This window comes from Chloroflexota bacterium (assembly GCA_009840355.1).
Classification (GTDB): domain Bacteria; phylum Chloroflexota; class Dehalococcoidia; order Lucifugimonadales; family JADFKI01; genus Bin90.
The window spans coordinates 1-12,312 of the sequence record VXNZ01000027.1 but is presented as its reverse complement, the minus strand read 5'-3'; the positions used below and the strand labels follow the sequence as shown (position 1 = coordinate 12,312).

14 protein-coding genes are annotated in these 12,312 nt (G+C 55.1%); 10 read left to right on the top strand and 4 right to left on the bottom strand.

The features are described from left to right. Window positions 1-122 precede the first annotated feature (122 nt). From F4X57_08740 to F4X57_08720, 5 genes are all read left to right on the top strand, one after another. Window positions 123-2,078, top strand: a complete 1,956-nt coding sequence (locus F4X57_08740; protein MYC07243.1) for a S9 family peptidase — start codon at window positions 123-125, stop codon at window positions 2,076-2,078. 168 nt (window positions 2,079-2,246) lie between these two features. Then, window positions 2,247-2,738, top strand: coding sequence for an IS110 family transposase (locus F4X57_08735; GenBank protein ID MYC07242.1), 492 nt, complete (start codon window positions 2,247-2,249; stop codon window positions 2,736-2,738). A gap of 25 nt (window positions 2,739-2,763) precedes the next feature. Then, window positions 2,764-3,156: a hypothetical protein gene (locus F4X57_08730; protein MYC07241.1), complete on the top strand. Its 393-nt coding sequence runs from the start codon at window positions 2,764-2,766 to the stop codon at window positions 3,154-3,156. A gap of 49 nt (window positions 3,157-3,205) precedes the next feature. Beyond that, window positions 3,206-3,508, top strand: coding sequence for a hypothetical protein (locus F4X57_08725; GenBank protein MYC07240.1), 303 nt, complete (start codon window positions 3,206-3,208; stop codon window positions 3,506-3,508). After that, window positions 3,495-3,722, top strand: coding sequence for a PIN domain-containing protein (locus tag F4X57_08720; GenBank protein MYC07239.1), 228 nt, complete (start codon window positions 3,495-3,497; stop codon window positions 3,720-3,722). The genes F4X57_08725 and F4X57_08720 overlap by 14 nt, the downstream gene beginning before the upstream one ends. A gap of 312 nt (window positions 3,723-4,034) precedes the next feature. Here F4X57_08720 and F4X57_08715 read toward each other — a convergent pair whose 3' ends face one another. Further along, window positions 4,035-5,495, bottom strand: coding sequence for a hypothetical protein (locus F4X57_08715; protein MYC07238.1), 1,461 nt, complete (start codon window positions 5,493-5,495; stop codon window positions 4,035-4,037). Window positions 5,496-5,795: 300 nt separating this feature from the next. Between F4X57_08715 and F4X57_08710 the strand changes: the two genes are divergently transcribed. Beyond that, window positions 5,796-6,005, top strand: coding sequence for a hypothetical protein (locus F4X57_08710; protein ID MYC07237.1), 210 nt, complete (start codon window positions 5,796-5,798; stop codon window positions 6,003-6,005). A gap of 552 nt (window positions 6,006-6,557) precedes the next feature. Here the strand turns inward: F4X57_08710 and F4X57_08705 are convergent. After that, window positions 6,558-7,013 carry a hypothetical protein gene (locus tag F4X57_08705; protein ID MYC07236.1) on the bottom strand — a complete coding sequence of 152 codons (456 nt, stop codon included), beginning with the start codon at window positions 7,011-7,013 and terminating at the stop codon, window positions 6,558-6,560. A gap of 167 nt (window positions 7,014-7,180) precedes the next feature. Between F4X57_08705 and F4X57_08700 the strand changes: the two genes are divergently transcribed. The 3 genes from F4X57_08700 to F4X57_08690 all read left to right on the top strand — a co-directional run bounded on the left by F4X57_08700 (window position 7,181) and on the right by F4X57_08690 (window position 8,532). Beyond that, a complete protein-coding gene (locus tag F4X57_08700) occupies window positions 7,181-7,774 on the top strand; it encodes a hypothetical protein (GenBank protein ID MYC07235.1) in 594 nt (197 codons plus the stop codon). Window positions 7,775-7,985: 211 nt separating this feature from the next. Further along, window positions 7,986-8,204, top strand: a complete 219-nt coding sequence (locus F4X57_08695) for a toxin HicA (GenBank protein MYC07234.1) — start codon at window positions 7,986-7,988, stop codon at window positions 8,202-8,204. Next, window positions 8,197-8,532: a toxin-antitoxin system HicB family antitoxin gene (locus tag F4X57_08690; protein ID MYC07233.1), complete on the top strand. Its 336-nt coding sequence runs from the start codon at window positions 8,197-8,199 to the stop codon at window positions 8,530-8,532. The genes F4X57_08695 and F4X57_08690 overlap by 8 nt, the downstream gene beginning before the upstream one ends. 832 nt (window positions 8,533-9,364) lie before the next feature. On the opposite strand, the gene F4X57_08685 is transcribed toward F4X57_08690, so the two are convergent. Together F4X57_08685 and F4X57_08680 are read right to left on the bottom strand one after the other, a co-directional pair. Next, window positions 9,365-9,919, bottom strand: a complete 555-nt coding sequence (locus tag F4X57_08685) for a hypothetical protein (protein ID MYC07232.1) — start codon at window positions 9,917-9,919, stop codon at window positions 9,365-9,367. A gap of 87 nt (window positions 9,920-10,006) precedes the next feature. Beyond that, entirely contained in the window at window positions 10,007-10,819 is an 813-nt protein-coding gene (locus tag F4X57_08680; protein MYC07231.1) for a DUF541 domain-containing protein, read from the bottom strand. Between the two features lie 557 nt (window positions 10,820-11,376). Here F4X57_08680 and F4X57_08675 point away from each other — a divergent pair. Further along, the gene (locus F4X57_08675) at window positions 11,377-12,054 is read left to right on the top strand and encodes a hypothetical protein (protein MYC07230.1); all 678 of its coding nucleotides are present in this window, start codon (window positions 11,377-11,379) and stop codon (window positions 12,052-12,054) included. Window positions 12,055-12,312: the final 258 nt, after the last annotated feature.

Here is a 12,312-nt window from a genome sequence, read left to right as displayed (position 1 = left end):
CAGGCCAACCTGTCCCCATTTGAGTGCTGCCCTTATCTCTGACAATCTACACTGCCGACTTGACCACTAGAGCCCCTATCTGGTTAAGATAGCCTTATCACATTGAGAAAGGACTATTCGCCATGAACTCCGCCATCACTCCCGAACTCGTGTATGAACTTGTGAGCGTTATCTCTCCGTCGGTGTCTCCGGACGGTAAGAGACTGGCTTTCGTTCGGTCCCATGTTGATAGGGACAGCGCCGAGACCAGATCGCAGATCATGATGATGAACATTTCATCGAATGAAGTCGCGACCTTTACCGGCGGCAAGAGTGACTCCAGTCCGCGATTTTCGCCCGATGGATGCTATCTCGCGTTCGTCCGACCTGACGACGCCGGCAAGCCCCAGATCTGGACCATGCCCACGAACGGCGGCGAGGCATACCAGTTGACAGGGATTGATGGAGGCGTCACGGACATCGCTTGGTCTCCGGACTCCGGCGCACTCGCATTCGTATCGGACGTCGACCCAGATCCCGCCCCGGACAACCACGATCCAAAAAGAGAACCTCGTGTTAGTATCGCCAGGCGGATCAGGTACAGGGCGGACGGCCTAGGATGGAGGGGCGATGCGTTCAGGCATATTTTCGTGGTGAACCTGGATTCAGGGGAGACGCGGCAGCTCACCGATGGTGAAGGCGATGACAGCGCTCCCATCTGGTCACCCGACGGCTCGTCAATCGCATTCATTGCGGATAGGAGGCCTGATCGTGAAACGGCAAGCCACTCCGACGTTTATGTGGTGCCGGCATCCGGCGGCCGCATAGAGCCGATGTCTCAGGGTCTCTCCAGCGTTGCCTCGCTTTGCTGGTCGCCGTCCGGTGACGCGATGGCGGTCGGAGGCTCAGACGACGACACAGCAGGCGCAGGCTGGCAGTCCTGGCTATTCATAATCGAACGCGAACGCGCTCCACGCAAGCTAACCGACGACTCGATCACCCTGGCGGGAGGATACGCACCACTGGTGCCTGCACCGGAGATGCGCTGGGGAGATGACAGTCAGATATCGTTCATCGCCAACGCAAAAGGTGAATCCGGCATATACCAGGCCGACGCCGATACGGGCAATGTGCGAAAGGCAACGAGCGGCGGCTTGATGTCACAGGTCTCATTCGATGGAGACGCGAAGACCGCGGTTGTGCTGACGACGCCTCCGGATTCGGCGGGGGATCTGCACCATGTGGTCATCACTTCCGGCGCTGTCAGGCAACTGACTGACTTCAACAGCGCGTACTTCGAGGAACACCCGCCGGCGAAATTGGAGAAGTTCACGCATAGCAGGGCTGGATTCGGGATACAGTCCCGGTTGCTTTTCCCACCCAATTTCGACCCAGGTTCGAGTTACCCTCTTGTCCTGGACATTCACGGCGGGCCGCATGGGGTCTTTTCCGACAGCTTCAGCGCCCAGCAGCAGGTGCTGGCAACAGCCGGGTATATTGTGCTGGCGGTCAATCCGCGTGGGTCATCCACGTACGGGGCGGACTTCATGAAGGCTGTGCTGTGCGACTGGGGGGGGGAAGACTACCTGGATATTATGTCGGCGGTGGACATTGTCTGTGAGCGCGGCTACGTGGATGAGTCCAGACTGGGTATCACCGGATACAGTTACGGCGGCTTTATGAGTTCTTGGATTATAGGACAGGATACTCGATTCAAGGCTGCCGTTGTCGGCGCACCTTGCATCAACCTATCCAGCATGTATGGGACGTCAGACATAGGCGTCAGGTTCGGAGAGGTACAGTGGGGTGGCAATCGCTGGGACGCGCTGGACGCATTCCTCGAACATTCTCCCCTTACATACGCGCCTAATGTCGAAACTCCGGTGCTTCTCATGCACGGCGAGGCCGACCATCGCTGTCCGATAGAGCAGTCTGAGCAGTATTTCGTGACGCTCAAACGGCTGGGTAAGGAAGTCGAGTTCGTCCGGTTCCCGGACAGCTCCCACGGCTTCGTCAGGACCGGTCACCCCAAGCTCAGGGAGGCGTATCTTTCGCGACTGCTAGGTTGGATGAACAAACACATCCTAGGTACCAAGTAGCCTACTACCATCAGCGTTTCGACTTCAACTCAACCGATGCGATATCGAGGTTTTCTTTTGCGGTGGAGCAAAAGTGTAGTCGCGCTTTGAACAGCGTGGACACCTTGTATGTTGTGTTTGCCTTGCAAACGTGTCAGTTTGTCAGGTGGGTGAGAGGGGCGAGGTGTCCTGCTTGACGAGAAGCAGGTGCCCGTCGCCGTATGCGGGTACGAGGAGTTTGAGCGGTGGTCCCGCAGCTTGGGACAGATTCAGGCGTTCGGCATAGAAGGCTCCGGTTCCTACGGTGCAGGACTCACGCGCTTCCTGACCGGCAGTAACTATACGGTCGTCGAGGTCAACAGGCAGGACCGTTCTGTCCGCCATCGCAAGGGGAAGAGTGCCCCCACTGATGCGGAGGTTGCAGCGCGCTCAGTGCTTGCCGGTGTCGCCGACGCGACTCCCAAGTCTGGCGAGGGCGAAGTCGAGATGATCCGTATGCTCAAGAGCGCCAAGAACTCAGCTGTAGTGGCCCGTACCCAGGCCGTCAACCAGATGAAAGTCCTCGTTGTCACAGTTCCTGCTGGGCTTCGGGAGAGGCTTGATGGTCCGGGCACCAGCGCTCTTGTCAAGCGATGCGGAAGCTTCCGCACCGACAACTCAACAAGGAGATCCAGGGCCTAAATGTGAGCAGAGTTCGTCTTGGCGGATGATCGTCGGAAGTTATTCCTATGAAATTCATGATGCTGAGGGAAGAGAAGTGCTGTTGTACCATTGGCATCCCCGCGGCAACAGCCCTGTCGTAATTTTCCATCTGCGCTTGGAGCACGGGACAGACGTCATACGGGAGGAAGTCCGTAATGCTCATTTGCCGACAGGAGAGGTTTCTCTCAATGCCATCCTTTGGGTGCTCACAGCGGAAATGGGCGTGAATCCGCGACGTGAATGTCATGTCGGCATCTACTCCGCCATTACTATTGCCTGCCGCCTGACCGAACAGCCGGATAAGTACCGCACCCGGCTGACCACTGACGTAGTGACGGACAACCTGCACGTACAGGTTGCGGCGTTGGAGTTGAAACCGTATGCTCTTGAGAGGTGAACTTCAGTCGAGCTATACTGTGAATCACATTTTCTGTGAGGACAACCCAATGAAGAACATCACGGTATCCGTTGACGAGGAAACCCATCGGATGGTGCGCATCCGTGCGGCGGAGTTGGACACGTCAGTCACGGCGTTGGTAAGGGAGTTTCTGAGGAGCCTCGCAAGAAACAGGCCCGTCGGCGGTATATCCACCGTTCCGAATCAGGAGGAATTACCCGTTGTGCTTTGTCCACGCGACTTGGACGAAGTGCTTGCGGACTTCGATGCCCGTGGTGTAGGAGTGTCGGAAAGGTTGACTCGCGATGAGCTGTACGCCGAAGTGACCGAAAGGATCAATGCGTCTCACTGACATCAACGTGCTGCTCTACGCCGTCAGCCCGTTGCCGGAAGAGGCGCACAAACGCCGGCGCGCCCGTGATTTGTTGAGACGGTCTGATCTGGCGCTATCAGTGCAGGTATTTCAGGAGTTCTACTACCAGGCAACACGCCGCACAGGCTTGGGTCGTCTGACCCACGATGACGCGCTGGCTTTTCTCGGAACTCTTCTGAGATTTCCTGTCTAGGATGTCACGCTTGATGTCTTCCGTGAAGCTGTAGCAATCAGTAGCCGCTATTGGCTGTCCTATTGGGACGGCGCGATTCTTGAGGCAGCTCGTGCCCTGGGGTGCGATGTGGTCTATTCCGAAGACCTGAGCGCGCAGCAGACTACGATGGTCTGCAAGTGATAAATCCATTCGGAGAGGAAGTGGAGGCTCGGTAACCGCTGGCACGTCGGAAAGGCTGCCCAGGCCAGCCTTTCCGACGCCGGAGGGATTGTCGTCGACCAACGCGCAGGGATGACAGGCTGCAACATTTTACCTTCATCTGTTGAATGCCTAGTGCCTGAAAAGTATGGATAGTGCCGGGTCATCATCGCTTGCGACGAAATTTAGGCTGCCGGAGTCAGGCACAAAATCTACGATCCACAGGTCACCCGGCGGGCACCACAGTGGCATCGCATTGTTCAACTGCAATCCCAGAGGGTCGGCAATGCGCACCAGCCTACCGTTCAGGATGGCGTAGTGGTCCTCGCGAGCTACTACGACACCGTGTTGATTGAGAACTTCAACCTGCCCTTCCTGCTCCCTGATACTGAAGCTGGAGGGCCACACCGGAATTTTCCCGTTCTGGACATATAAACAGTTGTCCTGCACGTGCAGGTATCCGTCGAGTTGCTCTGGATCTGAGGTCAAGTCCGCGCTGGGAGGCTCCTGATGATGGAGAAAGAAGACTGGCGCATCCGGGTCCGCCGGACCGCTCGATAACTTGACCTCACGGGCAGGAATCTCTATCTCGGCGCCATCCGCGGTAAGAGCGACTATTTGACGCTCATAGAGCCCCGGAGGAAGTGGTCCTCCTGTACTCTGGGACACAGTGTCCTCGGGGATAGGAAGTCCGACCTGGAGAGATGGTGGGTCCAGCTGGAACGTCTCGACATACCGAAAGCTATCGTTCTCCAGAGTCAACACCACCTGAGAGATCTCCTTGTTGAAAGAACATCTGCCGAAATTCACAGCGTCAACGGCTGTGCGGGCTGGATCGTCCAGTGATTCCAGGAGGATTCCCAGAATCCCGCCCTGCGCGGTCGATATACATTGCCGCTCCAGCGCTACCTCTCCCGGTATCTCGATGCCGACCACGTAGTTCACCTTGTGGTTTATTTCAGAACCGTCCTCAAACCACTGCGCGTGCAGTCTTACGTTGTATCTCCCGGGCGGCAGGTCCACAACGAGTTCTGATTCAACCCGCGACAGGTGCATCAGATCGCCGACCAGGATTTCGCCGGGATTCGTGAAAATTGTCGCCATCAGCTTGGTGGGACGCTCATCCGGCATGATCGCGATCGCGATTCTGTCACCGCTTTCGACCTCATGATAGTCTTCGAGCTCACCGCTCAGGGAGGATTCTACGCACTGAAATTCCGACGCCGCTGGCGGTGTCCAGCATCCTTCGTACCGCCGGGCTTTTAGTGTTCTGCCCGCATGGGTCAGAGAGAGGATCGGAAGCGTCGCTTCGGACACCACCGGAGCGGCGGTAGCGATTGGCTCGGGTGTGGGTGTCGGCAAGTCCGCGCGCATTTGAGCCTCTGGCTTCGGCTCTTGGTCCGGCCGCTCCCCAAGGTCGCCGCAGGCAATCAAGGACAGAGACACAAGAAAAGTGACTAACGTTAGCAGTATCTTTGAATTCGCGAACAGCACGAGATACTCCTTTATCGAGGAATTGGGATCTACTTCATACTTTAAGACGAACTCTGGAGGCGAATTGTTCCATTGACAGCGTTTCCAGTAGTCTGGCATCCCCCTGGTTGAGTATAGTTATCTCAGGCAACTCAGACAGCATCCCATCGTCCCTCGTAGAGATGAACCTTGCAGACTCGTATGTATAAGTGAGCGACTGAACGATTCCGAGTTCCTGCCTGTAGCCATGAAACCCTGCTGGACAGCCGCTACACCACGGACCGGCTGTCCCAACTCTTTGTGTCGCATATCGGGCGGCAACGCAGACGCAACATCCTACTTTCCTCATTGCATCGAACCAATACATGAGAATCTTGCGTAAGTCCTGTCAAGGCTCTACGCTTGAGGCAGGAGGTTGGCATGCACAGGATACTCCCGTTCCCGGCGATGATAGTTCCTTACGCGAAGTGTCGCGTTGGGGGCACGCTGGATCCGGTGAAGCAAGAAGCGACCTACAGAGACGACTGGCCGCGCGCGGGGAGGTTCAGGTTATTGTATCCGAAGCCGCTCGCTAAGTCGGAAGCTCTGGGCATCATATTCCGCTACGCGAGGCTATGCAGACGCGAGTAGGACTATCTGCCGGATGAGAGTTCGCTGTTCGGTGAGTGGTACGTATACCACTTCATGCAGGGTGGTCGTGGTATACGGGCGTTGAGATGATGTAAATGGAGAATTGCGATGGTAATGTTTGAGTGGAGTGACGAACAAGAGGAAGGGCGCGAGGAACTTCTGGATAGAATGCGTAAGGCAGCTCTGGCGGCGGCGGCGGACGAACACGTGGAATTGTCTCCAGATGGCACAATTCGGGTGGTTAAAGAGGAAGAGCAGGAAGAAGAGTAGCGCGGTACCTTATATACGATGACATGGCAGCAACGAGAACTCACGCCAATCAGACCCCTTCGCAATCGCCACTGCACCGGATGCAAGGAAATACGGCACTTCCTCGCATCCGTTCATCCAATCCATTCCTGGGTTCAATCGCTTACCTCGGATCGAGGCGGATGAAGAAACCGAGAAACGGCATGAGTAAGTAGAGTATAACTACGATTATCTTGCAGATGAAAATGACCCGATTTGGGGCCCAACTGTGAGGAAGAAGTTAGGGGTTTCCGTGCATAATCGTCATCTCCTTCTCCGCTCATCCTCTGGTGTGGTTCTAGAATGGCTCCCATCTAAGAAAAAGACCGTGGTGTAAGAGAGTAAAGGGAACACGACAAGTATGACCACAATCAGAATAAATACGGGAGCCAATACGTATAAATACTGAGAAGGGTTACCATTAGTTTCGGCTGATAACCAATGCCAGCCGGCAAGACAGGCGGTGGTCGCGCCAGTAATACGCACAGCTATGTCTGGAATCACGTCATTTGGATCAGGCGTTTTGGGAATCATACCTATAAATAGGGTTCCCGCGCTGATAAGGGCGAAAAGTGGAGCCTTTATCGCATCGTCGAAGGACAGGCCAGAATCGCCGGGTTCGACACGAAGAACAGCCATCGTGAACATTAAGCTCATCCCGGCCAATAAAAATCTCCAGAAGTAGATCATTCGCCAAGCAGTTTTGAAGAAATGCGCCACATTAATACCTCCCGAGAGCGAGTCTATTTTATTGCCTCTGTTGGAAAGTTTAGCGCAAGAGGGAGACCTTACGTAATGCAACAAAATACTTATATCTATGCGTCTTACTTATGGCAGGACAGAATAGGGAACGATAGGTTGATAAACGATTCACATAGAGGATGTTAATGGCGAACGGAACGAATGGGAATGATGTGGATGAGCGGAAGGGCAAAATAAATGGTACACGGTGGGTGATTCTGTCGTGTGCGATAGGGGTATTACTCGCCCTTGTCGTTATTGGGGTGTTGCTGATAGGTGGAGAGCGGGACCCTGATGAAATGGCGAGGGAATATATCGAGGGTAACATCGACAAGTTGGGAGAAGATATTGCCGGCTTCGTCGTCGGGGATAACTGGCTCTTGAAAGAACTTGGCGGTGAGTATGTCGAGGATAGGGTTAACGATGTGGTTCACTGGTCATACTCTCCGGCGAGGCTAGTGTCGGATGGGGAGTATAGGGTCACTGCGACCGCGAGTGTCGTGTTTAACGTGGATTACGATGTCTTGGGTAGAACGTTCTTCGTGAAGGCGAGCCTGCCGTTCAATCTTGTCGTCAGACCTGGGGAGGACAGAGTGCTGGGGGAACCGGACTATTCTAGCGGGCGCGTGGAGCATGACATCCCGGCTGTACCGCAGATTCCGAGCAGTAGAGAGGCTGTCGAGAAGGCTGATGAGGCAGTTGACAAGGCGAAGGGGCTGCTCGACAAACTAGGCAATTAGAGTGTCTGGCAGGGGAACGGCGTGAATTATTCATCTGTGGCAGTGGTGATTATCAGTTGCCCACCCGCGCACCAACCATCGGTACGCTGACGGCAAAGCTTTCCTGTCATAAGTAAAACAAGTTGGTATAAGGTTCTCGGAAGCTGGCGTTGTTCTTGACATGTGCTTCCATTAGTGCCATCATTTATACATGGATAGAACACTGGACAATATGCGGCGCAACCCTCGGAATGTCAGGTTCGACGATCTCAGAAAGGTCTGCGACCATTACTTCGGAGAGCCGAGGCAGAGAGGCAGCCATCTCATCTATAGAATGCCCTGGCAGGGCAGGCCACTGGTGAATATCCAGCCAGTTCGAGGCATGGCTAAGCCGTACCAAGTCCGTCAGGCGCTCAAAGCAATCGACAGATTGGAGGAAATGCATGCCTGAATTGATTGACCGATACACCTACCGAGTCTTCTGGTCCGATGAGGATGGGGAATACGTCGGCCTGTGCGCCGAGTTCGGCTTGCTGAGTCACTTGGACGATACTCCGGAAAGGGCATTGACCGGGATTAGAGAATTGGTGTCCGATGCTGTCCAACTGAATCTGGAAGAGGGCATTAAAGTACCGGAGCCATTGTCCGCACGACGCTATAGTGGGACGATCACTCTGCGCGTTCCTCCGGAGACCCACCGCGCTTTGGCGATGGATGCTGCTGAAGCAGGTGTCAGCATGAATCGGCTAGCTGTTGAACGGCTGGCACCGAGACATTGACTGTTGGGTCGAATGTCATAACCGAAGTAGGAGGCGGGAGTGGCCGGGAGTCAGGTCCAGCGCCGTAGAAGGAGAACAGATCCACTCCGGCGAGCTCCCTCAGTCCGTATCAACGTCGTGTGGCGGCCCTTCGCTTTCCAGTGTGTTGATTGAAATCAACCAGGCCAGACAGGCATTCCCATCAATCTCACTATCGCCCAGACCTTCCGGAAACTGAGCGACCTTATGCGTTATGATTTGACGATTTACGGAATCGCATAATGTCTGCGTACCTTTGGCACGCAAACGCTTCGATTTGGTTCACTCCTAAATTTATGGTTCAGTTTACGCAAAACAGGCAAAATGGCCCGACTTTTGGCATCGGAAATCGCCATTTTCTGGCCGGAGAATCTGAATGTCAACACACCCTGGCTTGTGGACCAATTGTGTTCAACTTTTCCGAGTTAAAAGCCAGCCTCTTTTGTGACATAAGTAAACCGAATTGGTATTACATCTGTTGCGTCAAGATTGCCAATCCGCCGACCTTTGACAGTATGTCAACTCATCGCAATTCTCACGGAGCCGGAAGGAGAAGGAGCCAAGGGGCGAAGCTCTTACTAAAGCGCAGAGAGCCATTCGATGTCATTCTCGCGCCGTTTGAGCCCACATGACCACGCATCCCCACCTCTGCCGGCAGCTCCACTCGTCTGAAAGCCACCACCGACGCTCACAGCGGGTTTCCCACTGCACTGTCACTCATTCCCACTGATCTCACGCGATTTTCTTGCTTATTTCATATATCTGGATCACAGGGTACATAGCCAAGAGAAGAAGGAAACCAGCGTCGCTTGCCTCACGGATCCGTGATGACCTCGCTCTCGACTGCAATGGTGAATATCCGTCGCAGTTCGTCGGCATGTTCGTCATCCCACACTGCTATGTCCCCGTAGCCGGGCGGGAAGGTATGCCAGTCCTCCACCGAGTTCAGGCGCGTCGCAAACAGGTATCTCCTTCCCGCTTCGGGCATGTCTGGAGCGCCATCCACCATCTCTATCGTCCTGGTCAACCTGTCATAGCCCCCGTGCCGGTTGACGGTCACCTCACCACTCAACGAGCCTTTGAAGACTTCCATGACCCTAACCCTGTACTGAGTTTCCACCCACCCGTTCTTCGTGGTCTGGCCCAATTTCTCTTCAACTTCCCCGAAGAAGACATTATCCGCCGAGCCGACCAGAACACTCGGGTCGCTCATGTCCTTGAAGTAGTCGAGATGAGATATGGAAACGAACGCACCGTAGCTAGGCGGCAGGAACAGCCACGCAAGTAGGGCTGCCGTGGCAAGGGCGGCGAATACGATTATCGCTACTGACGACCTCCTGCTTAGAAGCCCGATAGTCCTCAGATTCATAAAACCTCCTGACCGACGCAGCCGCAACAGGCAAGCTAAACGATTCTCTGACCGCCGCCTACCTGTTGCGTTTAAGGATGAGCAACGCTAGTAGATGGCGAATCCCGCCTGAACCCCGAGCATGAGTGTAACTTCGCCACCGCTAACGCTCGGCGCGGCGAGGGCGGCACTCGCGAAGTATGCAGACTCCAAGCCGAAGTCATTGAAGCCGCTGACAGATGGTCCGGCAGCTCCCTCGCTGATATAAATCAGCCGACCTACCGCAACATCGGACAGTTCCGCAAGATGCTCCGCCTTCGCCCTGGCGTTGGCGACCGCCATCTCACGCAACTCGGCCATCTTGGGCTTAGGGTCTTCCAGCGTGAAGTTGATGCCGTTTATCCGTACATCGTCGCCGCCTGCCGTTACCACCTCATCTATTACCTCTCCGATTGTGTCGAGGTCCCGCAACTTCACCGTCGCGTTGTTCCTGACGCGGTAGCCCGTCAGTACCTCTCTGCTGGTGCGAACCCCGTCCACCTCTTCTTCCACATGGTCGTATCGTGGATATACGCTGAATCTGCTTGTCTGAATATCCTTGTCCTCCACGCCCCTGGCCTTTAGCGCTTCTACTATGGCGTCCATAGCTTCTGCTGCTTGACTGTTAGCTTCGGACACGTTTGCCGCTCTGGTGTCCACGCCAAGTTCCAGCCTGGCAAGGTCGGGCGCGACCGATATTGTACCCTGACCCGACACCCAAATGCCCGCGCCGTCGCTGCCATAGGATGACGGTGGACCTTGGTCACTTGCCTTCAGTCCCTCGCCTGACGATGTGGCTGCCTCGCTTCTGTCAAGCGACACCACCGCCAGTGTTGCGAGTACAGCCGCGACCGTAATCAGAATTGCCGCCGTTCTCTTCATCTGTGTCCTCCAATCCTTCTTCTTCCTTCTTCAGAGAGTCCTGATGACTGCTCATGACTATAACGCCCTAGAAGCTCGAATGGTTCCTTTCGACTGACTCCCCCTCAAGAATACGGGGAGCAGAATGATAGCAAAGAATAATGCAACAAATACACTCTTTCCTTGCATCACGCTGCCTAACGCAATCTCTCCCATGCGCTACCCTAGTCACTGGAACAGATCGCCCCACAAGACGTTGTATTTACAACGAGGCAGTGATTCCTGAATGACAACTGGCGAAGAGAGCACACATGGGCACGATAAGACTGACATCGGCTAAGTGGGTGATTCTGGCGATTCTGTCGTTGATGACAGTCGGCTGCCAGATGGGACTTGGAACACAGCCCGTACCCACACCTCAACCCCCGGCTACGCCGCTTCCCCGGTCAGCACCTGGTGCGGGTGCGGCAAGCAGCGACCAAAAGCTCGTCGAGGGATATCTGTATGTGCGGTACTTCCCTCCCTGCGCGCTCAGGAGGGCTCCGGCAGAATAGGTGACACCGATTGAATTGACTGATTTGCGTTCGGGATCTGTCGTTCACCTGAACGGAAACGGCACACTCAAGGCATCGCCCAAGCCTGACTACAAAACGGAGGAGGGGCAGGCTACGCTCGAAACTGCGCTGAAAAACGACTCCATCATAAAGCAGATTGTCGCTCGTCCCGCATGCCCTAGTGCGGTGTACAACCCATGTGTGCAACAGCTTGACGGCTGGCCCGACGCATACGCAGAGGACATCGGGGATCCGCCTATGCCCAAGGTGGTGATGGGGACTTGGCCGAAATTCGCGGAATCACCGCCGCCGTATGGCTATCCCGGCTGGAGAGGGGCGTATTGTTGGCCGGTAGGCGGAAACGCCCGCAAGTGTGAGGACAATGCAGACTGGAACGGATTCGGTTCGGCAGAGGCACTGGAACCAGGACGCTTCTATGTTGGTGTCCTGGGTGATGACGCCAATCCGGAGCGGATCAGCCGCGTGCGAGTGTTCCCGGCACAGAATAGACGGGCGAACAGAGGCCGAAGTCGAGAGTTACAGCTAGGGGCAGAAGTCCACAGAGTCGTGGCAACGCGTGGAGAAACCCTAGAAAAGTTCTCGTTGCCGAGGCTCCCTGGCGGGGATTACATTATCATTGCGGATTACGAGTCGTCGCTGGGAAAAATCGAGTATGGCTTCAAAGTAGAACTGTCCCGTTAGAAGGCGTGTTGAATGGTAGTGGGCATATGACGGAGATCGAATGCAACAACTTACCGTCAATTATTGTATCGAGCCGATGCGTCATATATTATTGGCGTCGGTCTTAGACTCTGATAAGTGTCGTGAACTCAGGAAAGCCGCACAGAGATGCAGGAGGTGAAAATCAGATGGCGAATTTGATACACAGGGCTGAATTGAGCAAAATGGTAGCGGAACGACTGGGAATCAGTCAGGCCGCCGCCGCCGATGCCACTTCGG

What these genes read in the sequence shown, in the direction of transcription:
- F4X57_08740 (MYC07243.1), top strand. Translation starts at nt 123, where the DNA reads ATGAACTCCGCCATCACTCCCGAACTCGTGTATGAACTTGTGAGCGTT.
- F4X57_08730 (MYC07241.1), top strand. Translation starts at nt 2,764, where the DNA reads ATGATCGTCGGAAGTTATTCCTATGAAATTCATGATGCTGAGGGAAGA.
- F4X57_08725 (MYC07240.1), top strand. Translation starts at nt 3,206, where the DNA reads ATGAAGAACATCACGGTATCCGTTGACGAGGAAACCCATCGGATGGTG.
- F4X57_08720 (MYC07239.1), top strand. Translation starts at nt 3,495, where the DNA reads ATGCGTCTCACTGACATCAACGTGCTGCTCTACGCCGTCAGCCCGTTG.
- F4X57_08715 (MYC07238.1), bottom strand. Translation starts at nt 5,495, where the DNA reads ATGCCAGACTACTGGAAACGCTGTCAATGGAACAATTCGCCTCCAGAG.
- F4X57_08710 (MYC07237.1), top strand. Translation starts at nt 5,796, where the DNA reads ATGCACAGGATACTCCCGTTCCCGGCGATGATAGTTCCTTACGCGAAG.
- F4X57_08700 (MYC07235.1), top strand. Translation starts at nt 7,181, where the DNA reads ATGGCGAACGGAACGAATGGGAATGATGTGGATGAGCGGAAGGGCAAA.
- F4X57_08695 (MYC07234.1), top strand. Translation starts at nt 7,986, where the DNA reads ATGCGGCGCAACCCTCGGAATGTCAGGTTCGACGATCTCAGAAAGGTC.
- F4X57_08690 (MYC07233.1), top strand. Translation starts at nt 8,197, where the DNA reads ATGCCTGAATTGATTGACCGATACACCTACCGAGTCTTCTGGTCCGAT.
- F4X57_08685 (MYC07232.1), bottom strand. Translation starts at nt 9,919, where the DNA reads ATGAATCTGAGGACTATCGGGCTTCTAAGCAGGAGGTCGTCAGTAGCG.
- F4X57_08680 (MYC07231.1), bottom strand. Translation starts at nt 10,819, where the DNA reads ATGAAGAGAACGGCGGCAATTCTGATTACGGTCGCGGCTGTACTCGCA.